This window comes from Galliscardovia ingluviei, from assembly GCF_014635685.1.
GTDB lineage: Bacteria > Actinomycetota > Actinomycetes > Actinomycetales > Bifidobacteriaceae > Galliscardovia > Galliscardovia ingluviei.
Genome location: NZ_BMDH01000002.1, coordinates 374,012 through 397,993 on the forward strand (window position 1 = coordinate 374,012; position 23,982 = coordinate 397,993).

Here is a 23,982-nt window from a genome sequence, read left to right on the forward strand (position 1 = left end):
CACGGTCAAGCGCATCTTGGCAAGCTGGCTAGCTCTTCGGCGTGTCTTGTTGAAAAATCTGGATTCCTAATTACAAATTCACACCGCACGATAGGTAAAATCATGGATAGTTCGCCCAGCCTGCAACCCTTTCTTCTCGAAATTCGTCAGCACACGCCCAGCAAAACGTTCAGATTCGAGAAAATCAGCATGTGGCAACTGCGCCGCATCCTCTGCGTTCCCCTTACCAACATGCTCAGTTGGCAAACTCACTTGCACACTACCCTCGTTCATGAAATCTTGGCGCACATCCATTACTTCATGCACATGCAACGCATAGTCGTCAATATCCGTCGCAATGCGCCAGACCCCAGCATCTGCAGCATCTACACTATCTACACGTTCACCATGTTCAGCAAGCGTCTGAGCAAGCACGCGATGTACTTGCTGTGCCAAACTATCCTGCACTAAACGTCGCTTATGATGACGCATCTTAGGCCACGGATCAGGGAAATACGTCCATACTTCGCTTACTATCCCATCAGCCATATGCTCAAACAGTTCAGGAGCATTAACCTGTGCAACTTTCACGTTATTCAGCCCCTGTTTGCCAGCCAAAAGCATCGTATGTGCCACACCTGGTTGATACACTTCGACCGCAATAAAGTTCACATAAGGATTTGCTGCAGCCGCAGCAACCACATTTTCACCCTGCCCAGAACCAATCTCCACAATCACTGGATTGTCATTACCAAACTGCTGGCGCAACCACGCCTTATCAATGCGCACATCAGTAGCCACCGAAAGCTCGTGCTCACCCTGAATATCAAGCAAATACTGGTCAGCATACGCATCCCAAGCATGCTGTAAACGCTTATCTAAGCGCGAAGTTCTGCGCACAAATGACATGAGAGGGCGAAAATGTTTCTGCACCTCTCGTTCTTGGTTTTGCTCTTCTTGCGCTCTCTGCTTTTCTTGCTCTCTCAACTCTGCTTGCCTCTTCAACTCTCCTCGCTCCTCAACTCGCTCAGCAGTCTGCTCAACACTTTCCTCATTGACACCATATTCATTCATATTCTCTTTACCACCCATGCGCCCACTCATTTCTTCATCTTTCTGCCCGATCGCACTCTCATACTTTCTCGCAATATCACAAATATCATTCATGAATTCGTCTGCAAGCGCACATTTACGCTACCTACAGCTTAGATTACCTGATACCGCAGAGCGCCAATAAGTTCCCCTACCCCAAAAAGCCGCTACTTTGAAATATCTGATGTTCCAAACCATACACTCTGCACTAACAACCACGAAAAAACCGCTACTTCGCAATATCAGATGTTTCAAGCTGTACAAGAAGCAGCTACTTCGTAATATCAGATGTTCCAAACCATACAGAATGTAAGGTGCATGCTCCACAAAGTGGCTACTTTGCAATAACAACTATTAAAACGAGTACAGAAATGCAGGAGATAATACTTAAAAACCGCTATTTAGCAATAATAACTATTCAAACAGATTCATTTGAGCCACAAAAACGATATTTCCAAATAACCGCTATTCATATACAAGCAGTTTGGACGCAGAACACACAAAACATATAAAACACGCAGAACAAGCAGAATACACAAAACCCGTTCCCCAATATCAAACATATAAACGAGGTGCAGCCACAACAAATGGGACTGCACCTCAATATGTTATCTACTTAGTCAACTTGCTTCCAAGTCTCCACATCAATATGATGTTCAGGATTTGCCTGCCATGCCTGCCATGCGGACTTCACAATATCTTCCACGTTATAGCGTGCATGCCAGCCCATTTCCTCATTAATACGCTTTGGAGAGCCAATCAGATGAGGAGGGTCACCTGCGCGACGAGCCATTACAGCCTCAGTAAATGGCAAACCGGTGACCCTTTTCACTTCGTCAACAATCTGACGCACAGAAGTACCTTCACCAGTACCCACATTAAATACATCGTACTTGCGCTCATCACGATCCAAATATGACAATGCTGCAACGTGTGCATCTGCCAAATCAGAGACATGAATATAGTCGCGCACGCAGGTGCCGTCATCAGTTGGGTAATCGTCGCCAAAAATGGCTGGCGCCTTACCCTTCTTCAAGCGGTCAAACAACATTGGAATCAGGTTCAAAATAGCTGGATCCTCAAGCTCTACAGGACCACAACCTGCCACATTGAAGTAACGCAAACCGCAGAAACGAATACCGTGCGCTTCTTCACAAGCACGAGCCATCCACTCGCCAAACAACTTGGTCTGCCCATATGGGTTAATTGGCAGCATTGGCACCACATCTTCTGGCACTACATCGACAGGTGGCACGCCATATGTTGCTGCAGAGGAGGAAAATACGAGCTTCTTAGCATTTGACTGGCTCATACCAGTAAGTACGTTCAGCATGCCGTTAATATTTTGCTGGTAGTACCAAAGTGGCTTTTCTACAGACTCGCCAACCTGCTTACGCGCTGCAAAGTGAATTACCGAGTCCACGTCCTCATCACGCATAATTTGTGCAAGACGCTCTCCAGCTCCAGGAGCCGCTACATCCATGCCATACAGTCGTGAATCTCCAATTCGCGTTGGCTTACCGTAGCTCAAATCATCCACGACTACCACACGCTGACCTGCTTCATGCAATGCATGAACAACATGGGCTCCAATATAGCCACATCCACCCGTGACGAGAACAGTCATAGTTCCTCCCAAAACAGTTTGAACGGTTTTACTCTACACACAGTAACTACATGCACATATCAGCTACCGCATGTGTAGTTTTCAAGCATCTACGCGTGTCTACGTTCAGATTCTATCAAGCTTTGTTAAGTTTTGCTATTTTGTGTAATATTTTGTCACTATTGAGTATACATCATTGTTACTCATTTACATAATTTGATTTCAAAACTCACAGCTATCTCATACACACATCTTCCGTTCTATCCCAGAAGAGCGATTATAGTCGCCTTCAGTCCTTGATATTCTCTACAGCAAACATTGCAAAATAGCGCAACACGCCGAAAACCGTCAATAATTTGCCAGATACAAACTTTACGGTATAGTAATAACTCGTTGCGGTTCACTAAGAACCAAAGCAACGGCTCCGTAGCTCAGTTGGTTAGAGCGCCGCCCTGTCACGGCGGAGGTCGCCGGTTCAAGTCCGGTCGGAGTCGCGGATAGCAACCCGGTTCGTCCGGGTTTTTTTAACTATTCACTTTGGCTCTGTAGCTCAGTTGGTAGAGCGAACGACTGAAAATCGTTAGGTCAGCGGATCGATGCCGCTCGGAGCCACCATCACCCTCAGGTTCGCCTGAGGGTTTTTGCGTTCTCCACCACTTAGAGGCTCTTGTGATTTAGGATAACTACGCGCGCATACACCACTTTGCATACTATGAACTAGTAACCGGTCACGTTAATACATTTTCGTACCTGGAAACCAACAACTGACCCACAACAAGCCTGGCACACAATGCAACTAGTCCCACATATACATCCCAACCCATATTTCTGCATATCCCAGACCAGTAACTAGTCCACATCTTACATTCTGTTATTTGCACATTCGTAGTCAACAGCAGATAGAAATAGCCAACCGTACACATTCGCGGACAATAGTGTACATTCGTGTACAATGGTACACAAATAGTACTTATGACAAAGCAAGCGCGTTTTACTCACAATGGCGCTTCTAATATGAAGTACTCCAATAATCAGTTACTCATTCTGCTCACATGCTTAACTGCGTTTGTTCAGCATAGTTTCCCACTGTTGAACAATCTTCGGTAAGGTAAGCTATGAAGCACGTTTCAAGGATCGCTCGGATTGAGCTCGACGCTCTTCAATAGATTCCAATAGTGGTTGCAGTACGCGATACAAGTCTTCTACATCGCCAAGCCGTGCCATGCGCACAGCACCGCAATCACCTGCCCCACTGCAATTCCCTGCACCACCACAGCCACCAGCAGCATCACAATTCCTTGTACCGCCGCAATCATCAGCAACATCGCGGAGTGCTGGAATATCAAATCCTACTACAGGAAGTCCGAACGCCATCGCCTCTCCAGCAACCAGCGGGAACCCTTCCCACCGGCTCAGCAGCAGCAACACACTTGCAGTAGCATAATGCTCGCGTAGCGCGTCATCATGCAATGCCCCAACAAGCTCGATTTTGTGCTGCATACCAGCCTCAGCAATCATCTGCTCAAACCTACTTCGATCCGGCCCATCCCCTGCAATACGGATATGCCAAGGATCCGGCAAGCGCTGCGCGAGCTGTACCACGTAGTCAAGTCCTTTAGCCTCAATCACCAGCCGGCAGCTCATAGCAATAACAGGCTGCGTTAAGCCCGACTGCAGCCCAAGCGTATCCATGGTAATTGGGTTATGCATAGTGTGAATGCGCGGCATATGAGTGCTTGCTTCACGCTCAAACTGCTCTTGCCAGCCACGCGCCGAAGCACTATTTACACAAATAATATCGTCTGCGGCATGAGCCGCACGTTGCAACACCATCTGCTGTTTTTCTGAGGCATAATACCGCTGCGTATACGTTTCATACCCGTTATGCGTCCACATTATTACGCGCGTCTGAGGGCATAATTTCTTTATTCCTGGAAGCGTGCGATACAGCTCTGGATTCACGACAACAACATCAATATGCTCGCGCTTGACAAGAGCTGCCACCTCATAACTTATTCCATGTGCCATATTAGGGAATATTCGATGCAGTCCAGAGTGCGCTTTTCTGACAAACACATGCCACGGCGAAGTTTCCTGAGCAACCACCCGAGTATGCACTTCATAATGCTTGCTATACGCATTGTCAATAATATAAAGCGCTGTCTGCACATGCCCATCACTGTACTGTTCTAATCCATCAGCAAGAATGCTTGTCACACGCTGTAATCCACCAAGGCTCAGGGTGCCTGTAGCAAACAGTACGTTCATACTAGCTGACTTACACTGACTACTCATGATATTCAAACGTTATTGTTCATTGTGCGAGAGGTCTCTGGTGTAGATTTTATCAGCATATGGAGAAAGACACTCATTCCAGCGGTTTGCAAGAATAATATCAGACTGTGCTGCGAACTCATCAAAATCACGAATCACCGGAACACCCAAAAACTCAGCAGTATCCAATACCGGCTCAAACACCACCATACGCACGCCGTGAGTTTTAATCCGTTGCATCACACCTTGGATAGCCGACTGACGAAAATTATCCGAACCAGGCTTTATCGTCAACCGATACACCCCAACCACTGGATCCTCAACACCGCGTTCACTACGCAACCGATCCACTTCACGAAGTACATCATCAGCAATAAAATCCTTACGCGTCGCATTCGCACTCACCACAGCGCCAATCAAATTCTGCGGCACCCGATCATAATTCGCCAACAACTGCTTACTGTCTTTCGGCAAACAATACCCGCCATACCCAAAACTCGGATTATTATAATGTGCCCCGATACGCGGATCTAACCCCACACCCTCAATAATCTGCCGCGTATCAAGCCCACGGGCTTTCGCATACGTATCCAACTCATTAAAATACGCCACACGCAACGCCAAATACGTATTCGCAAACAACTTAATCGCCTCAGCCTCAGTAAACCCAACAATCAACTCAGGCACAGGCTTACTATCAACTCCATGTTCAACCGCCTCCTGCAACATTGACACAAACTGATGCCCAAACGCCACACACGCAGCATCACTCAAATCAACACCCACCACAATACGAGAAGGATGCAAATTATCATATAAAGCTTTGCCTTCGCGAAGGAATTCCGGTGAAAACAGAATCCTCTTATCACCAAACCGCTCACGCACCTGCACGGTGTACCCCACAGGAATCGTCGACTTCACTACAATCCACGCCTCACGATTCACCGCACGAACCGCACGAATCGCATCCTCAACACTCGACGTATCAAAATACTGCGTATGCTCATCATAATTTGTAGGCGTGGCAATAATCACTAACTCAGCATCCGTATAAGCCTCAGCAGCATCCAGGGTAGCCCGCAAATCAAGCACACGCTCACCACGAGCACACTCATCCAAAAACCGCGAAATCTCACTATCTACAATCGGCGATGTACCCCTATTCAAGCACGCAACCTTCTCAGGCACCACATCCAGCGCCACCACCTCATGACGCTGCGCCAACAACACCGCCAACGACAACCCCACATACCCCATACCAGCAACAGCAACACGCATAGCAATCCTTACTGTAAGGCCATCATTCACGAGGCGTAAATACCTTGTGTAGTTACAACAGAGCCACCTTGCGTACTCTCCATAATATTACTCATTGTGTAATACCTTGGGCTACATTTCACATATGAACATGCTATATTTAACGAAGATTACCTGAGTAGAAAGTGCCGCTCATGACCGATTTGCCAAGTACCAATAAGATGAGTACCACAAGCCTCGGCAGCGAATCATCAACAGACGGCACTGCAAGCAGCTCCCCATTAGTATCGGTAATTATGCCGGTATATAACGTTGCCCCATACCTGCCAACTGCTCTTAACTGCTTAGTAAACCAAACATACACCAACTTGCAAATCTTGTGCATTGATGACGGTTCTACTGATGCGAGCGCTACAATTCTTGACCAATACGCGAAACAAGACCCACGTATTAGCGTATTTCATACAGAAAATCAGGGCGTTGCTCTTGCTAGAAATCTTGGTATGCAGCATGTGGAAGGTGAGTATATATGCTTTGTAGATCCTGATGACCAGTGGGATCTCACGCTTATCGAGCATATGGTATTTGCTGCTGAACAGCATTATGACGATGTGGTGTTTGCGAGTACTAAAACCGCACCGGTTAACGATGCTATCCAGCGGTTTTATATCGAAGCACCGCAGCCAACAAAGCAGTTAACCTATACACCATTTAATTCGAATGATGAATTTCGCGCAGCTTGGAAACATATAAAAAGCAAATTCAGCACAGCGGCGGTTTGGGGGAAGCTGTTTCGTACAGACTTTATTAGAGCTTTTCAACCTGAGTTTCCTCACGAAGTTCAAACTGGTACTGATACCATTTTTACCCTGCATGCATACACCCGCCTGCAGCGTGCTTCATACATTGCTGAAAGCACCTACTATTATACTCCACGAAGCAATGGTATCTGCGCACGATATGACAATCAATTTATTCAGGAGCGTTTCTATATTTATTATCAGGCATTCCAGTATTTATCTTCTTGGAATCCAGAGTTTTCCAGCGAATATGCTGCTAGCTCATGCGTTGCAATATATCGACTTTTTCGAGAGCAGAGTGTTCGTCGAGTTCCTTGGAATACACAACTACAGTGTATGAAATCAATATTACGAACTGCAAAGTGGAAGATTTTACTTACTCATGCACAACCTCAAACCATAAGCCAGACTATCCAAATAGCAATATTGCGCACGAAGTATATTCCTTTAATTTTTGCAGCAAGCTATGCACAATATTTCAAGGGCGCGTTGACAATCTTAAAGCAATAACGTTTGCTACTATTCACAACTTAGATGACTAGCATACTTCACTCTCGAATAATTTTGAACAGCATCATACCTGCAGTGCTGCTTTCATCATTACTTTAGTTCGTTAGAAAGTTTAGTAATACTTTTTACTTCTACAACGCGCTTATTGATACGCTCCCACAGCTTTTCAAACCATCCGCCGGAGCCACCTCGCCTATCAATTACACATGCAAACACTAACTGACGGAGCAAATCCATACATACGCATACTGCCATAATAAGTACGACACAAAGTGCAATATAACCGATTGCCCATGTCCGTGACTCTACAAGACCGATCCCCGTGTAAGTCCATAGCGCGGTGAGCACTGGCGGGTACTGCGTAATCAGATACACAGCAAACATAGTGGACGCAAGTCGGTTAATCCACGGTATATTAGCAGTTCGTTGCGTGGCAACAATTACTGCACTGAAGCCAATAAGTATTGGTATTATTCTTGTTTCAGCAGCTGCGAGGAAAACTTGTGCCTGTGCTAACTTCCCTGTTTGCTCGTAAATCGCACCGCCAGCTGCCGCAGCAAGAAGTAGCACTGTATATGATCCTGCAATGGTTAGCCATGCCGTACGGACACGAATTGGTTTCATATGCCATTTATAGAAAGACATGAGCATATACAAATAAATAAAACTAAGGAATGTTCCTCCAAGCATTCCCAACTTCATGATAGGAATAAACCCAGCAAATCCACTCCACATCACAAGGCATAGCATCGCTAGTATGGCATGCTGCCTTTTACTCAAAGCACGCAGCCCTCGCACAATAAATGGGAACAATAGCAAGAACATTGCATATGCTGTCACATACCACCATAAACCATGAAAACCAGTAAGTGTAGGAAATACAGAACCGACAATAAGTTTCAAATTTATTTCATTTTCTGCAACCACTGGCAACCCAGGTATCGCTATTTTACTTGCAGCAGCACCTATCGATAGTAGGAGCAGCCCGAGGCTATACCACAATACTTCACGTTCCAGTATCCACACACGCTTAAAGCATTGTTTAATACTCGATTCCTCACGCAAATACCATGCAGAAATCATAAAAAATACCACTACCCCGATTTTTCCGCCAGAGTAGAAGAAGGTTTCGAGGAGTACTTTTGATATGCTCAATGGCTGTTTAAGAAGATAGTTACTTGTACTATTGCTTATTGCTAGCCCAGTAAGTGGATCTACTGCACTGAAATACACTGCATGGTGAGCCACGATAAGAAACATAGCAAGTATGCGCAATGCTTCTACGCGAGAATTGCGTACAGGCTTTTGCGAAGCACGAGTACCATACCGCATACTAGAAGCAGTATCGGAAGAATTACTACAAATATTAGTCAAATTATTAGCCATGGCTATGACCCCCTTTACTACCCCCTAGTAATACAGAACTAGCTCTGCTAATAATCTCTGTGCGCAATGGCTTTGGTACTGCAAGAACAAACAGCACTGCCGCACTCGCTGCGCAGCACACCACACCTGCCGCAATGAATCCTATCCACGAATGCACAGGAAACAGCATCCGATAGCCAAAGCCAATAGCGAGCACGGGAACAATACATAAGATACTGGCGAAAATAGAACGGGCAAATTTCTTATATGAAATACCCAGACAATGCGCCGCATACCATGGCACCCAAATAGCATTTTTAACAGCATCAAGCACGCCCATCACGCCAATAATCACCCATATACCCCACTGTGTAGTGTGGAGCAAAACCAATGAAATACTGACATTAAGCGCACCAAAAATAAAAAATGCTATGGAAGGAATTTTGAGCTTATTGAGCGTAATATAGACTTGGTTCACGATGTTACTACCAACAGAAAAAACTGTCGGCGCTAGAATACCCACAGACATCGCTTGTAAGAATGCGCTATCTTGACTTGGCACCCACAATGCAAAAAAATCACGCCCAAATACAATAAGAAAGCCGATATCGATGCAATACACTGCCGTCGCAAGGCGAATCGTATTAGTAATCCAAGAGACAAGCTCTTGCTGCTCGCCCCGCGCGTAAAGATGGAAAAATTGTGGCGTCAGCGCCCCAGTAAGCGACCACATTACGCTGGTAATCATAATTTTTATCGTATTAGCAAGAGAAAACTGTCCTGCGAGCGCCGGACCTAAAAATAAGTTCACCATATATAAGCTTAGGGAAATCAGCAGTGTGTAGCTGAGACTATCCACTGACTTCCACACGCCGGCGCTGACAAGTTCGCGCACAGCCGCCCCACTAAAGCGAGCATTGCGCATGCTTAATTCTGGCGTGAGTTTGCGCGTGTAGTAGATATTTGCGGCGGCAGTGTAGAGCGTCACTACAAGCATGGTTGCTGTTAGATAGTAGATCTTGGGCTGCAGCAGAGCAAAGAGAGCAATTAAAATAATCGCGCGCAGGATATTACTTTCGATATTACGTAAGGCACTTTTATCAAGACGATTACGCACGAAGTACACGCAGCCGTATACCGATAGGAGTAACGCAATCTCCGTAGACAGCATAGAAAAGAAAAACGTAATGCGCACATCCTGCAAGAGGTTTTGAGGAATATTCATAATCCACTCAGGATGCAGGGAAAACAGCACTCCGGGAATCAGGAATACTACCGCCAGCACGGCGCTTGATATGAGCACCGACTTGAAATACACATTGGCTTTATGTAAGTTGCCGCGATTGTATTCGATAGTGATAAAACGCCCAGCCATCGTATTGAGCGCAATAGTGATGATGCCGCTATAGCCGATAATCGTGTTCACTAAGCCAATAAACCCATACGCCGTTGCACCAATAGTGTGCACAATATACGGGGTTAGGAAAAAACTAATCCCGAACTGGATAAACGTTGCAAGGCCAGTGGCAACGGTGTTAACTATAGTATGCTTCACTGCGCTTCTTTTCTCTGATGTGTTTTCGACTGTGCCTGCTCCAATCGTGCCCCTTGTCCTACTTGCTCTTGTGCCTGCGATTGAGATCGAGGTTGCGCTTTTTGCTGACGCATTCTCCAAATCACATACCGTGTAATGAGCACAGGACTTACAATATGAGCAAGCACAAAGCGCATATTATGTAAGCTAATATCACTATGCAATACCACTGGCAAGGCTCGAAAGCGTAGCTCATGGATGCATTGCTTGTATAGCGTGTGGTACTCGCGTTGAACATGAGCCGCCATAATTTGCCGCAAACAATACCCGTAGCACTCCCACCAATGCCATTGAATCGCTCTATCAATAGTAGGCGTGCGCAATGGTAGATGCTTATCAATATAGGCTAGGGTTTTTAGTGCGCCGATACCTTGTTGTTCTACACTCGCTGCGGAAGTAGCGCTATGCTGATTATCCGTGCGATACTCATATACTTTGCGCCGTCCCACACCAATTTGCTCAGTATGAGCTGCTGCATTGGTAATAAATTGCAAGCCTTCTCCAGTAGTGAGGCCTGACACAAAGCGCAGCTGATGTTTATCTAAAAACTGCTTGTTATAGAGTTTATTCCAGCATCCTAGGCGCACCCGTGGGTAGAAAAATTCGCAAATCGCGCGCTCAGCACTCCATGTAGTGATTTCATCATGCTCAACCTGTGTATGGTCTGTGCTGGTAAAGCAATGAGCTGACATCACCATTGGCGCGTTTGTTTGCTGCACAATGCTAAGCATATATTCCACGAAATCCGGCATAAGCTTGTCATCGCCATCTACATAGCACAGAAAGTCGCCAGTTGCCGCATCTAAGCACGCATTACGTCCTGCTACAAACCCGCCATTTTGCTGGTGAATTACGCGAATACGCGGATCTTGCTCGGCAAACTGATCCATAATTATGCCGGTAGTATCAGTTGAGCCATCGTCTACTAGCACAATTTCTATGTTTTGGTAGCTTTGATGCTGTATAGATGCAATACAATCACCAATATACTGTTCTACGTTATATGCAGTTACACATACTGAAACCAGCGAATTGGTAAGCAATGCATCATCAGATGACTGCTTCCCCGCTATAGAATTACCCGGAATTGCATTATCATTCTCAACGCCCTGCTGCGCCATATCACACCTCCAAAGCCTTCGCTAGATACGCTCGCGAGCGCTGGATCTCTGGCATAAGATGCGCGTACACCGTATCGTAATCAATCACGCTCATATCAACGTCATCTAGCCAATTGTTATCTGATGTGCGATCTGCAAATAATTGTCGCGCTTCAAGCTGTGCCAGCGCAAGCAAGGAACTTAAACGATTATCCATATTGAGGGTGCCGTCTGGATTCACTCCGCGCACTACATGGAATGGTTTGCGATAGATAACGGAAAACGCCGTGCCGTGGAAGGACGCAGAAAGCACATGATCAGCGTGCTTGATCAGGCTAATATACTCGCGCGGATCTGCAGTTACGTCTACCAAACGGAATCCGTATTTTTTCAATCCGTAGGATCGGTTGCCAGTCCACATCACATACACCGGCAGCCCCAGCCGAGCTGCAAATCGTTGCACTGCACGTGCTGCAGCAGCATTTCGATCGATGGCATCAATGGCGTAGTAGAAAATATACGGCTCGTCAATCATCCGAGGCGCTGCGATTGCATCATACTCTGCGCTCGTCAGCAGTAATGTTGGGTCTACTACTTGCTGAACCTGCTGGCGCACTAACGGTTGTAGATAGCGCACAGCATCTTGCTCACGCACAGCAATACTTGCAAAATCCGACAGTAGTGCTTGGTAATGTTGGGCAAGCGTCATATCTGATTGTTTATCAAGAATATGCCCGCCCATACTTGAAGCGTAAGAAACTTTTTTCGTATGATTGCCTACGAAATTCAGCAGATAAGCATCGTCATAATCCCAAGCACTGGTATTCCAAATTTGGTCTGATCCTGCTACTACTACGTCAAACGTATCTGCAAATGCTTGTAATTGCGCCGGATCTGAATAATGCTCAGCAGTCATATGTAGCAATGTGCGCTGGGTTTCAACAAAGTTACGATATCTACCGGTGTAATCGCGATAGTGCGCGAGAGCAAATATGTTTTTTAGCACATCTTTTGGTGAGCGTAAGGGTTTCCATACCTGATATGCATACTGCTGCATGGGTAGCGAAAAATCTATAACCGTACATTGGTGTCCTAGCCTCGTGATGGCTTGCTGCGTGGCATAGGCCTGCAGGAATGAGCCTTGATTTTGCGAAGCATGGTATGTTATTAATCCTACATTTGCCATGGCCACTTCCTTACTGTCTACCTGTAAATTATGTTCCAATTCACTACTTGTATTGTTATTACTATTTTCGATAGCCGATTTACGCCATGCATTCCAAAAGTTGCTGCCACTGATTCATAATTGTTGTAATATTAAACTCTTCAATGCCTTGTAATGCATGTTCTGAGAATTGCTGCCGTTTCTGCTTGTTTTCAATAAGTTCATTTACTTTCGAGGCAAATGTTTGAATATCAAAACAATCAACAAGATATCCGTTGACTGTATCGGCAACAATTTCAGCAGGCCCTGTCACGCAATTAAAACTCACTATTGGCAGCTTTCGCGATTTCGCTTCGAGTAAGACCATCGGCAGACCTTCAAAGCGTGAAGTCAGCACGAACATACTTGCCTTACTCAGCCACGTATCAATATTCGGCACTCTACCGAGAAGTAGCAGTTGCTGCTCCAAATGTGCTTCTTGGATCATGGCAGTGAGCTCAGCTCTCTTGGATCCTTCTCCTAATATCACCCACTGCCAATTTGGATGCTGGGGGAGTACGTGTTTTGCTGCCTCAATCAGCATATCAAAGCCTTTTTGAGGCTCTAATCGTCCTGCACTCACGATGATATGTGAATTACTATCATAGGCAACTGGGCGGGGGGGAAGAGAGATGGGATTGTGAATCGTAACTACTGGACACTTTGGGTGTGCATAGTGCTGATAAAATTCAGCATCCTGATGAGTGAGCGTAACAATAGCATCCGCATAGTGAGCAGCAAGTTTTCTCGTCACTTTGCGATATGGCACATCTGGATGCTGCAGATAATTAAAATGTTCCCATGAAATTATTTTTACACCGGTAACAAGCTTTACCGGAAGCGAGTACATGTCGAGAATACCGTCTGCATCAATCAGGATATCAATATGCTCTTTGCGCACAAAAGCTAATAATCTTGCAACAGTGAACGGCCAGCGCCACACGCCATGTACTTCGTGAGAATATAGCGTATGCCGAGTAATAGCCGTATCAAGTGGAAAGGAACTCTGCTTATGATTCTCAAACATACTCACAATACTCACCTGATGGCTATGCTGCTGCACTAATGCACTCGCAATCCGCGTGCATACCCGCTCAGTACCCCAATATTGGGTAATATCGCCTGCAAAGAACGCAATATGGAGTTGCTTGTTTGCGTTATCCATGCTCATTCACCGCCATCTAAGGAAACATTATTACCACGAACACTTATGGTTTGATACGAATTCACTACCAGTAGAGCCAAAATAGGAAATGTTGCTATTTCATGGCGCACCCATGAGCCAAAATCTGGTTCAAACGTAAATGATGCCAGCAAATATCCTAGCATTACGCATAATGCCAACATAATACGAGCATCTTGTATATTTTGGATTCTTGTCAACAAACGCACAATATAGAAAGTAACTAGCATCTGAAAAGCAAAGAACGGCAAATAGTATGCGCCCTTAAACACCAGTTCAAGAGGAATCATCATGCGCAGTGCATTGATGCCATAGTTAAGCATAAACACTGCCAAACCATCGCCAGGAATCCAGTTCTGAATATAGGTAACTGCGTTCGGATTATCTACCATTACCAATTCATAACCCGCGCGAACATCCAGCAATGACTGAAATTCTGCAGGAGTAATAAAGGAAGCAACCAACAATGCACCATATACTGCTGCGTATAACACCACAAGTGTCACAATAATTTTTAGTACCTGAGAGCTTACGCGAGAGCTTGATGCATACTGCTGATATAGTTTCATAATCACATATGCCATCAAAGCAAATACCGCAATCAGGATGTAGTAGGAGCGAAAGAAGATGCTTTCCGCAGCAAGAATGCTTACAGCCAACAGTAATCGTACTATTTCAGAACGTATAGGCAATACAATTACTAACAGGACAAGCGCAAAAAAGCAAAATTGAATAACATCCTTACTAATCGTAAATACGTAAATATTAAGCAGCCCTACGGAGGCAAGGATAAAAATCGACTGCAGAAAATCCGGTGCAGGAGTAAGCAGCAGAGCTACAAAGAGCAGGCAGGTAAACAGCATTCCTATAACCATGCTCCACTGCAATACCGTAGTAAGCTGGGCAACATTAATATATTCAAACAGTTTTGCAGTTACCTCATAGCTACCCTCCCACGCAATAACATCTGGCTTATGGAGTGCCATGGAAAGAATTCTATTGCTGTCAAAAAAATATTTCGGTGGGAAGAAATAAGCGACCAACAACTTCGCAATAATCGCCACGGGCAATACTAACGCAAGTGTGATGTTTTTATTAGTCTGCTCCTGCCATAAGGCGTCACCTGCGCTATTCATGGACGCTCCTCGCAAGAGTATCAAGATACCACTGCTCAAGCTGCCTCGCATTTTGCGCAATATCGAATCCTGCTGCGCGTACAACATCAGCCTGCTGTGTTCGATCTGCGTCATTGTGACGGGTCGAAACACATTCGAGTACTGTCTCAGCCCATATTTCAGGTTCATCCTGTAAAGCGCATGTACGTATTGCCCCTGAAACATTAACTTGCTGGGTAATAACATCACTCATTACACAGGGAAGCCCGACAGCTTGTGCTTCTAATAACGCAATCGCCAGTCCCTCATGCAAACTCGGCATCACAAATACATCCATCCCTTGTAAAATGCGAGGCACATCACTGCGTACTCCCAAGAACTTCACAGCGCCTTGTAACCCGAGTTCTCGTATGCGAGCGCGCACTTCTCCCTGTAGGCTTTCCGTACCGTGTCCGCCGCCTACTAGCCAAAGCACACTATTAGATTGCCTCTTATGTACTTCCGCGAAAATTTCAATTAACTGCTTGTGATTTTTCTGAGGCGCAAAACGTCCCACATGCCCGACAACAAGCGTGTTTGGGCCTGTTACCCCAAATTCTGCACGCACTTGCTGGGTAGTTTCAGGGTTGTATCGATATTGCTCCACATCAATCGCGTTAGGAATTTGGATTACTTGCTCGCGGTTTTTCTTACCAAACAGCCAGTCTCCTGCTTCCTGACTGCACGCAAACATATGTGTGGGATTGCCAGACAATCGTAGTCTGAAATAATCACGAAATAGTGTTTTCGCGTTGAAGCCTCGCATCGCATTGTGCGCATGAGCAATGCGCACAGGCACACCCTCCTCCTTGGCTATACGCAAAGGAAAGTAGCTGCGATCTTCTAAATTCGAGTGGATAATCCGATACTCGGGATGCTCGTGCAAAAACGCTCGAAATTCGCGCTTATACCGCGCAAAATACTGCGGATACATCGGGCACATGCGGTAAATTCGACCACCAAGCGCTTCGATTTCATCCTCGTAGTCTCCTCGGTACTTGCGATTGACAAGGAAATCATACACCACGCGTGAACGGTCAAAATGACGCAAATAATTCATCGCCATGGTCTCAGCTCCACCACGATCGAGTACGGTCAGCAGTACCAGCACGCGCTCAGGTGTATTGACTTGCATATTTTCCATACTCAAATCCCACCTCCAATATTCTCTAGCAACCAGTCCAAAATATGTTATGTGCTTTTAGCGATCTGTTAAAACCCGACATCAATACACGCATATACAGTACATGCATGTAACCAAATCATCACTTTGATGTCTTTGCAAAACGCTGATATACCGAAGTGAGTTCTTTAATCATGAGATTCAGCGAAAAACGCTGCATAAAATCATGGTAAATAGCTTGGCGCGAATACGGCATATTTATCGCATCCATATCTCCCTCACCAGCTTCATTCACCGAAGCCAATGCACTTGTTGCATCCAGCACTGACAATAATGCATTGGCCCCTTGTTCTACATCGCCGAAGGGGAATAACTCTCCAGTAACACCAGGTTTCACAATATCCCTAATCCCCTCCACATTTGTGGCAACAATAGGAACGCCTACTGCCTCAGCTTCCAGCAATGTGTAAGGCAATCCTTCAGCCGTCGATGTCATCATCACTACGTCAAACGCAGCCATCAGTTGTGATGCGTCTGCACGATAGCCATAGCATGTGACCGCTTGTTCAATACCATTTTCGTTAATCGCCTGTTTGACTGCATCACGTAACTCGCCATCGCCCAATATCGCCAGATGCAATGCCGGATTTTGCTGATGCGCCCGCGCAAATATATCGATAATCTGTAAAGGGTCTTTTTGTGCAGTTAAGCGGATAGCTGTACCTACTACGATTGCATTATCGCTCAACCCAAGTCGAGCACGCGACTCTTCACGAGAAAGCATTGTGGAAGGATCCACACCATTGGATATCACGATGAATTGATTACTAGAATTAATATGCCAATCGAGAGCACACTGCTTTTCTGTCGGTGATACATTAATAGTGGTTGCAGTAGCAAAACGGCTGAGCACTGCTTCAATCCCTGCAAAAATCTGCTTTTTCCGTCTACCAAAGTCGATATTTTGCATTGCCCAACCATGCGAGCTATATATTGCAGGTATTCCTTGTAACTTTGCCGCAACTCTGCCTATTACTCCAGCTTTTGAACTATTGCAATGCACAATATCTGGTTGCACTTGCCTCATAATACGTATTACTGCCCGAATTGCACGCCAATCATGCTGAAGTGATACTTCACGCACAAGTTCATTACACGGAATCAGAGTAGCATGCTCGCACATTTGTTGAAGATTATCTTGAAACGACTTATCAGTTCTCGAAGCCCCGTATACCAGCGTAATATCAAATAGGTTTGGATCTAATCCGTATACCACATCATGAATATATCTCCTTATACCGCCACCCATAGGCTCCGTAAGCAATAGGAGCTTGATGCGCCTTGTTTCGGCTATTGTTGTAGGCTGGTTTATAGACAATTATCTCTCCAAGCTCTCTCGATATATGCATTTAACAATCGTAATGACTATAGTACGATACTGTACGATTTCACAATCACTGTTGCCCAAATAGTTATTCATAATAATGAACACTATTTAATGTGTCCAAATCCCTACATATTGCGTGGTTCAGCAGACAGTTCCTTGTTGTGTATAAAACCCTCAAACATGTTCTATACGAATTAAAGCAACGAGTTGTACTAGACGTATTGTACACTCAGGACTTACATTGGTCGCTATGCTACTACATTACTAGCTGCTGTATCAGTTACGAAGTTTCTGAATATACCGCTCGCCTGCATACACCATTATTGGAGGAATCGTGACACTTGCGGATTTTGTTACTGTACTGAAAAAACACCTGTCAGCTGTAATCGCAACGTTTGTTATTGCAATGGCAATTACACTAAGTCTTGCTCTAACCAAAACACCGCAATACACGGCGACTGCACAATATTATGCAAGTATGCGGCAAGAATATCTTGCTAATGAATTACAAAGTGATTCGCAGAATTCCCCGAATGGTGCTTATAATGCCCAAGGCCTAAATGCGCTTAAAACCCAACAAGATTTTATTAAGGCTCAAACAGGCATGATACCGCAATTGATAAAAACTAGCGCCGTTTTACAGCCGATTATTGACGAATATAAGGTTGATACAACTCCAGAAACTCTTGCAAAGCATATTACTGTTGGTAATGGTGAGAATAGTCTTTTCATCACTGTACAAGTCAGCAATGATAGTCCAAATCTTGCTGCGAAAATTGCTAATGCCATTGGCAAACAGGCTAATACACAACTTTCTTCCAAAGATATTAACGGTCAGCCAATCTCCCAGATTAGTCTTACTGCCATTCAACCAGCGGTCGTACCGTCGCAGCCTAGCTCTTCTGGTCGTAGCACTCTGCTTATCGGCTTTTTAGCTTCTGTTATTGTAAGCATTATTGCTGGTGTAGCATGTGAAGCACTAGATCGAAAAGTTCGAGAAGATAGCGATATAACTCGTTTAATCGATATTCCTATTCTTGGTCACTTAATTCAGGCGACCGCACTAACAGGCAAACCCGTAATTATCACCAGTCCCAATTCGTATATTGCAGAGCAGGTGCGTAGACTTGCACTAAACTTGCAGTTTATTGCTCCTGATAAACAACAATTTTCTAATGTATTAGTGATATCTTCCACAGAGGCATCCGATGGAAAAACAACAATTGCCACTAATCTTGCTGTTGCATATGCCGAGCGCGGTGAACACGTGCTATTAATCGATACAGATTTACGCAAACCATCAGTTGCGCAGGTACTTGGCATTAACGGTAAAGTTGGATTGACACATTTACTGACCGGTCGAGTTAGCTCTGAAGAATCCTTCCAAATGTATTGGCATAATAATCTTCATGTCCTTCCTGCCGGTAACCAGACTACAAATCCTGGAATGATTATCAATTCTCGTGCCATGAAGCACCTGTTGGACCGTATTGCCGCTGAATATGATCACGTGATTATCGATACCACACCTTTAAATGTGGCTAATGATGCTACGGTGTTTGCAAATATGGGGTGTCTGCTCTTGCTGGTGGTCAGCCGCGGTAAGACTTTGAAGGGGCATCTGCGCCGTGTTATTGCTGAGCTTAAAACTGTGAATACACTACCTGTGGGTGCTGTACTTAATCGTGCCAAAGCATTACGTTCAGATAACAGCTACTACTACCATAAGTATTACGGGCACGAGCGCCAAAAGTAGCGGGTTTTTGCAGCAAAACACACTCATATGACTAGTTGCTATTCCAAAGTAGTAACTTTAGAAAGCATAACACCTCTATTACGTACCATTCGAAACATCTGATATTCCAAAGTAGCGGGATTACGCAACAAAACCATACTCACACGAATAGCTACTATTCCAAAACAGCGGAATTATGAGCAGTAGTGGTGCTTGTACCAGCCGCATCAGCTTCCGAACCACCCACGCTACCCTCGGCATCGGCAGAAGCACCCTCGCCAGCTGCCGCCAGCGCCCCAGCACCTAGCAGTCCACGCTTCTTCAACTTCTTCGCATTCTTCTTATCCGGGTCGTCCTTCTTCGGACGTGGCACTGGCGGTAAACCTGCCCACCACACATACAAGCCAATCAGCAGCAGTCCAAGCGCAAATTCGAGCGCCCACCAAGGGAACCGCGGCACTTCGGAAGGCTTATTCGCAGCTTCCTTATCTTTCGCCGGCGTTGGAATAATGCGCTCACCGGTCACCAAAATTCGATGCGTATTAATACCAAGCGGCGTACACGTCACCAGTGTCACTAAATCCTTACCCGGCACTGGCTGGATAGCCTTACGCTCGGTTGGCTCTACGACGATTTTCTCAATCACCTGATAGGTCAGCACTTCACCAAACACAGCAATAGTAAACGTGTCGCCCTTATCAATCTCGTTTAATCGCGTAAACATTTCCGCAGAAGCAAGCCCACGATGCCCGGTAATTACTGCACGATTGCCCACACCGCCCACAGGCAATGCGGTACCACGCAAATGTCCCAAACCCTTAAGCAAGGTTTCGTCCGAGGTGCCATGATACACCGGCAAATCTAGGTCGATCTTCTTAATCATCAGACGTGCCATAAGCCCATCATTATTGGCTTTTAATTGATTCCAATAGTTGTGTGCCGGATCCATATCCTTTTCAGCACTCTCTTCTTCGTTAGCGCTGGAGACTGGGATATTCGTATTCGCCTCATACACAGCTCCTGCAGATTCGCCACCTTCTTGAAGCCACTTGTTATATTCTCGTGCGAGTCGCAATTGTCGTCTTGCTTCTGGCTCTGCGTTATCCACCGCATGATTGTAGTTATTATTGATTTTGCTTAAATTATATTGTGTCAACCACATAGTTGTTTGCGGATACAACAAAATCAACAAACCAAGCAGCATAGTAAGCGCAGAAAGCACCACCGACATCGTGAGTCGCCATTTGCCAGGATGCCGCGCAGCATGATGAGGCGGTATAAGCTTGGCGAGTTTTCGCTCAGCCTGACTAGATGTTCTGCTACCAGTAGCAGCTGTAGTGATTGTGTCAGTTACCACACCTGCTGTGTCTGTTACCACACCTGTTTTCTCAGCCATATCCCTATCCCCAACTCTTCACTGCTCACATGTTCGGCAAGTGCAGCACTCAGCGAACACTGTCTGGCACCTGCAACGCATACACTGAGCATGTGCAACTCGCCTACCGAACACGTAGAGCTCGCCTACTAAGCACCCACAACCCCACTTGCGCACACTTAGTGTCTCTCTGCATTGAGTATACTCCTCTTGCTCTAAATACTCATCGCACTTAAGTAAAGTTGTGGTATGTTCACACGATGTTTGCCGTTCCGACCACGGTCTATATCATCCATACTCAGCAATCTTTATAGATCTGTATTCGCATCCATATTTGCCAAGCTGTTCATTATACTGAACAACTTACCACTTTTTCTATGTTTTGTTCATTATACTGAACAACTTTCCTGTTTTATATGATTTTGTTCACTGTACTGAACAAGGATCAGGCATATAGTCAGAAAATCTGATATAAGGTCACTTAAATAAGCAAAAAGGCGCTGACACAAGCGAGATAAAAGCTTGCGCCAGCGCCATCCCTACGTTACCCCTTGCAGTAGAACAGGTGTGTGAAAATCTACTGTAGTTAGGTGGTAGGGTTTGGGAAGGAGGGATACGTTTGTAAGTCCTGCCCTGTCTTTTAAGTTGTTATTGAGTTATAGAACTACTGTTCAGTAGCCTTATTCAGTAGCTTTATCCAGTAGACTACAGACTACTCCTGTTCGCGACGACGGTTTGCAGCTACTGCGAAGAAGCCAGCGCCGATGAGGAGAGCACCTGCAAGAGTCATCAAGACCAAGCCAGCAGCACCAGTCTTTGGCAGGTTGTCAAGAACCTCGGTGAGCTTGCTGCTCTGGGAGTTCTCAATCGTGTAATCCGTGGTATCCGAATCCTCAGTCGCATCTGCATTGAGAGTAAAGCACTTGTAATTGTTTTCTGGCAAATCGTAGCCCTTAGGAGCTTGGGTTTCCACGAGGCAAACATTACGAGACGTTACAGCGTCCTTACCAACGAAGAGCTCTGCAGTGAAAGTACCGTCTTCTTCATCGGAGGTATAAGTTGCATCGGGAATGTCTTGGATAGTTGCAGCTTCCTCAACCTGTTCCTTTGAATAATCACCAGCAACCAAAGTCTTATCATCCTTGAGCTTGTAGTCAACAAACTTGAACTTTGCACCTGGGAGGAAAGTATTCTTGTCACCAGCCTTCACCTTCTGTACTTTCACTGTCGCCCAGTTAGAAGCGCCACCACCGTTGTTTACACCGTCTGTTGATACAGTTGGGTTATTGTCAATAGTACCGCTAATGTCGTTAGGAACAGTCTGTACCATGGTCTGAGTGGTTACAATCTTACCGGTCAAAATACCAGTCACATGCTGATTTGCCTTTGCAAGACCAGCCGCAGTCAGTGCAATGGTGACCTTCTGACCCTCAGTCTTTACAGTAAAGTCGGGAGTTGGACCACCATCAGTCAAATTACTTGGATCGTTGTTTGGCGAACCGTCCTTATTGCCACCAGAAATCTTGAAGTCACTCACTGACTTATATGTCAATGCCTCATTAAGATTATCTACCAGCTCTACCTTGCTATATGCATCGCCGCTGGATGGCTGACCAAGTGGCAAGCTCACGCTCCAAGTTACGTCTACTCCGTCGTCTCCCATCTCATTAGAAGAAACACTTTCCAAATGCTTCTGAATGGTATCCTTAGTGACTTCGTTCTTAGGATAAATCTTGATATCGTACAGCCAGCCATTCTTGCCAGTTGTATCAGAAGTTGAAAGTGGGACAGTCAGGAAGAATGGAGCAGTCTTCTTGTTAATAGTAACTGCCTTCCAAGGATTCTCCGCATTGTAACCATCATCAGTGGAATTAAGCTTAATCTCAGGAGTGTCACCTTGTGCGATAGTCTCAGTTACAAGATACAACTTCTTAGCAGGATTAGTAAATTCCGCTTGTCCGTTGTCACCAGTTTTTTGACTTGACTTAGCAGCGTCGTTAAGCTTAAAACCTTCCAACTGGCCCTCAACGAGTTTGGATGCATTATCCTTAGTTAGATCCAGTTTTTGGATTGCTTCCCAACCAGCGGTAGTTGATAAATCAATATCCGAGTTGGTGCTCTCTACCTGCACAGGAATCAAGTTGAACGTTACATTGCGAACCAAGTGATGCTTAGTAGTATCGATAGTCTTTGCCAGACCATCATTCTTTACTGTTTCATCGGTTCCATCGTACTTATAAATGGTTACCTTGGTAGCCTCGTTAGCAGCAATTTCACCATTCTTCAGTGTAACCTCAGCTTCTTCATGGTTTCCATCTTCTGGTTTAGCATTTGCGGTTGCGACACCGAAAGTGGTGAATGCAAGCGCTGCTACTGTTGCCACTGCGGCAAACATGCGTGCTTTGCGCATGATCCTCTCCTTACCTAATAATTGAGCCCCTCGACTCTTTTTGGGTACTGAGGTGGAATGCGCTATGGCAACTTATAGCAGTTTGTGATACTCGCGGGAACTGACGCTCACGGTTCGCAACCAACGATGCTATGTAATACCGAAGTGTGCGAAACGAAATCCCCAGTTAACGCTAGTTATAGAAACTGCAATCCTTCCATGTGTCTAGCCGGTACCCCTCCGACTATCTCTACATTCCAACCCTTGCTCTCAGAGTAGTCGCAAATTACGTAACGAACCCGCAACCCTCTTCATGCATTAAGTTCAAGCAAACTATCCAGCACACTGACCGTTGTGACTTTCGTGCCACTCCCCCAAATCAGCACATGCCCACAGTTTGCCTGTTTAGTTCACCAGTATAGCCCGACCCTCACCAAACACAAAACCTACACCCCTTGTGCGTGTTCCACTTGCCGACCGCTACTAGGCTCCACCGCTTCTGCTTTCAGACGCTCAATAATAAATAATACACAGGATCACACTCTAGATAAAACGTTGGCATATAGGTAGAAAATGCTGTTATCTATTGCTATTATCTATCGCTGTACTTTATCAAGGTGTAAGATTATCCAGCCAAGAAGCAGTAAAGGGACTCGACGAGGAGTCCCTTTTGCTTAAGTACTGAGGACGCCAAACATAAAACGCCCTAACAGCTGTAGCCAACCCCCTAAAGTCTCTAGTTGCGCACCCAAAGCACGGGGGAAAGTTTGCACGCCACGAACCTGTCAATATCTACTATACAACATATGCTTAACCATGTTAAGTAACTCTCTTTGCACAGAGTGAACAACCGCA

General features: G+C 45.4%; 16 protein-coding genes and 2 tRNA genes. 4 read left to right on the forward strand and 14 right to left on the reverse strand.

Annotated features, from left to right (window positions below; all coding sequences use genetic code 11):
• Positions 1–78: 78 nt before the first annotated feature.
• Positions 79–888 (reverse strand): tRNA (guanine(46)-N(7))-methyltransferase TrmB, encoded by an 810-nt coding sequence (gene trmB, locus IEU85_RS05695; RefSeq protein WP_371866652.1) that lies wholly within the window; start codon positions 886–888, stop codon positions 79–81.
• A 799-nt stretch (positions 889–1,687) separates the two neighbouring features.
• Positions 1,688–2,698 (reverse strand): UDP-glucose 4-epimerase GalE, encoded by a 1,011-nt coding sequence (galE, locus tag IEU85_RS05700; protein WP_188355262.1) that lies wholly within the window; start codon positions 2,696–2,698, stop codon positions 1,688–1,690.
• A 399-nt stretch (positions 2,699–3,097) separates the two neighbouring features.
• On the opposite strand from galE, the gene IEU85_RS05705 reads away from it, so the two are divergent.
• Both IEU85_RS05705 and IEU85_RS05710 read left to right on the forward strand, forming a co-directional pair.
• A tRNA-Asp gene (locus IEU85_RS05705) sits at positions 3,098–3,171 on the forward strand.
• 45 nt (positions 3,172–3,216) lie between these two features.
• Positions 3,217–3,292, forward strand: a tRNA-Phe gene (locus tag IEU85_RS05710).
• Positions 3,293–3,790: 498 nt separating this feature from the next.
• Here IEU85_RS05710 and IEU85_RS05715 read toward each other — a convergent pair.
• The gene (locus tag IEU85_RS05715) at positions 3,791–4,972 is read right to left on the reverse strand and encodes a glycosyltransferase (protein ID WP_188355263.1); all 1,182 of its coding nucleotides are present in this window, start codon (positions 4,970–4,972) and stop codon (positions 3,791–3,793) included.
• A 12-nt stretch (positions 4,973–4,984) separates the two neighbouring features.
• Positions 4,985–6,229, reverse strand: a complete 1,245-nt coding sequence (locus IEU85_RS05720; RefSeq protein WP_188355264.1) for a nucleotide sugar dehydrogenase — start codon at positions 6,227–6,229, stop codon at positions 4,985–4,987.
• A gap of 173 nt (positions 6,230–6,402) precedes the next feature.
• Between IEU85_RS05720 and IEU85_RS05725 the strand changes: the two genes are divergently transcribed.
• Positions 6,403–7,518: a glycosyltransferase family 2 protein gene (locus tag IEU85_RS05725; protein WP_188355265.1), complete on the forward strand. Its 1,116-nt coding sequence runs from the start codon at positions 6,403–6,405 to the stop codon at positions 7,516–7,518.
• A 90-nt stretch (positions 7,519–7,608) separates the two neighbouring features.
• Here the strand turns inward: IEU85_RS05725 and IEU85_RS05730 are convergent, their stop codons facing one another.
• From IEU85_RS05730 to IEU85_RS05765, 8 genes are all read right to left on the reverse strand, one after another.
• The gene (locus IEU85_RS05730; RefSeq protein WP_188355266.1) at positions 7,609–8,904 is read right to left on the reverse strand and encodes an acyltransferase family protein; all 1,296 of its coding nucleotides are present in this window, start codon (positions 8,902–8,904) and stop codon (positions 7,609–7,611) included.
• Positions 8,897–10,438, reverse strand: a complete 1,542-nt coding sequence (locus tag IEU85_RS05735; RefSeq protein WP_188355267.1) for a lipopolysaccharide biosynthesis protein — start codon at positions 10,436–10,438, stop codon at positions 8,897–8,899. The genes IEU85_RS05730 and IEU85_RS05735 overlap by 8 nt, the downstream gene beginning before the upstream one ends.
• Positions 10,435–11,598 (reverse strand): glycosyltransferase family 2 protein, encoded by a 1,164-nt coding sequence (locus IEU85_RS05740; RefSeq protein ID WP_188355268.1) that lies wholly within the window; start codon positions 11,596–11,598, stop codon positions 10,435–10,437. The genes IEU85_RS05735 and IEU85_RS05740 overlap by 4 nt, the downstream gene beginning before the upstream one ends.
• A gap of 1 nt (position 11,599) precedes the next feature.
• The gene (locus tag IEU85_RS05745; RefSeq protein WP_188355269.1) at positions 11,600–12,763 is read right to left on the reverse strand and encodes a polysaccharide pyruvyl transferase family protein; all 1,164 of its coding nucleotides are present in this window, start codon (positions 12,761–12,763) and stop codon (positions 11,600–11,602) included.
• A 79-nt stretch (positions 12,764–12,842) separates the two neighbouring features.
• Positions 12,843–13,946: a glycosyltransferase family 4 protein gene (locus IEU85_RS05750; RefSeq protein ID WP_188355270.1), complete on the reverse strand. Its 1,104-nt coding sequence runs from the start codon at positions 13,944–13,946 to the stop codon at positions 12,843–12,845.
• A gap of 2 nt (positions 13,947–13,948) precedes the next feature.
• Positions 13,949–15,100, reverse strand: a complete 1,152-nt coding sequence (locus IEU85_RS05755; protein ID WP_188355271.1) for a hypothetical protein — start codon at positions 15,098–15,100, stop codon at positions 13,949–13,951.
• Entirely contained in the window at positions 15,093–16,262 is a 1,170-nt protein-coding gene (locus IEU85_RS05760; RefSeq protein ID WP_229714783.1) for a glycosyltransferase family 1 protein, read from the reverse strand. The genes IEU85_RS05755 and IEU85_RS05760 overlap by 8 nt, the downstream gene beginning before the upstream one ends.
• A gap of 121 nt (positions 16,263–16,383) precedes the next feature.
• Entirely contained in the window at positions 16,384–17,619 is a 1,236-nt protein-coding gene (locus IEU85_RS05765) for a glycosyltransferase (protein WP_229714784.1), read from the reverse strand.
• A gap of 343 nt (positions 17,620–17,962) precedes the next feature.
• Between IEU85_RS05765 and IEU85_RS05770 the strand changes: the two genes are divergently transcribed.
• Positions 17,963–19,384, forward strand: a complete 1,422-nt coding sequence (locus IEU85_RS05770) for a tyrosine-protein kinase domain-containing protein (protein WP_188355273.1) — start codon at positions 17,963–17,965, stop codon at positions 19,382–19,384.
• Positions 19,385–19,538: 154 nt separating this feature from the next.
• Here the strand turns inward: IEU85_RS05770 and IEU85_RS05775 are convergent, their stop codons facing one another.
• Positions 19,539–20,759: a class C sortase gene (locus tag IEU85_RS05775; protein WP_188355274.1), complete on the reverse strand. Its 1,221-nt coding sequence runs from the start codon at positions 20,757–20,759 to the stop codon at positions 19,539–19,541.
• A 691-nt stretch (positions 20,760–21,450) separates the two neighbouring features.
• Positions 21,451–23,148, reverse strand: coding sequence for a SpaH/EbpB family LPXTG-anchored major pilin (locus IEU85_RS05780; RefSeq protein ID WP_188355275.1), 1,698 nt, complete (start codon positions 23,146–23,148; stop codon positions 21,451–21,453).
• Positions 23,149–23,982: the final 834 nt, after the last annotated feature.

Bases quoted from the DNA above. Each gene is read 5' to 3' on its own strand.
- IEU85_RS05755 (WP_188355271.1), bottom strand. From the start codon at position 15,100: ATGAATAGCGCAGGTGACGCCTTATGGCAGGAGCAGACTAATAAAAAC.
- IEU85_RS05730 (WP_188355266.1), bottom strand. From the start codon at position 8,904: ATGGCTAATAATTTGACTAATATTTGTAGTAATTCTTCCGATACTGCT.
- galE (WP_188355262.1), bottom strand. From the start codon at position 2,698: ATGACTGTTCTCGTCACGGGTGGATGTGGCTATATTGGAGCCCATGTT.
- IEU85_RS05720 (WP_188355264.1), bottom strand. From the start codon at position 6,229: ATGCGTGTTGCTGTTGCTGGTATGGGGTATGTGGGGTTGTCGTTGGCG.
- IEU85_RS05715 (WP_188355263.1), bottom strand. From the start codon at position 4,972: ATGAGTAGTCAGTGTAAGTCAGCTAGTATGAACGTACTGTTTGCTACA.
- trmB (WP_371866652.1), bottom strand. From the start codon at position 888: ATGTCATTTGTGCGCAGAACTTCGCGCTTAGATAAGCGTTTACAGCAT.
- IEU85_RS05775 (WP_188355274.1), bottom strand. From the start codon at position 20,759: ATGGCTGAGAAAACAGGTGTGGTAACAGACACAGCAGGTGTGGTAACT.
- IEU85_RS05745 (WP_188355269.1), bottom strand. From the start codon at position 12,763: ATGGCAAATGTAGGATTAATAACATACCATGCTTCGCAAAATCAAGGC.
- IEU85_RS05780 (WP_188355275.1), bottom strand. From the start codon at position 23,148: ATGCGCAAAGCACGCATGTTTGCCGCAGTGGCAACAGTAGCAGCGCTT.
- IEU85_RS05760 (WP_229714783.1), bottom strand. From the start codon at position 16,262: ATGGAAAATATGCAAGTCAATACACCTGAGCGCGTGCTGGTACTGCTG.
- IEU85_RS05750 (WP_188355270.1), bottom strand. From the start codon at position 13,946: ATGGATAACGCAAACAAGCAACTCCATATTGCGTTCTTTGCAGGCGAT.
- IEU85_RS05725 (WP_188355265.1), top strand. From the start codon at position 6,403: ATGACCGATTTGCCAAGTACCAATAAGATGAGTACCACAAGCCTCGGC.
- IEU85_RS05740 (WP_188355268.1), bottom strand. From the start codon at position 11,598: ATGGCGCAGCAGGGCGTTGAGAATGATAATGCAATTCCGGGTAATTCT.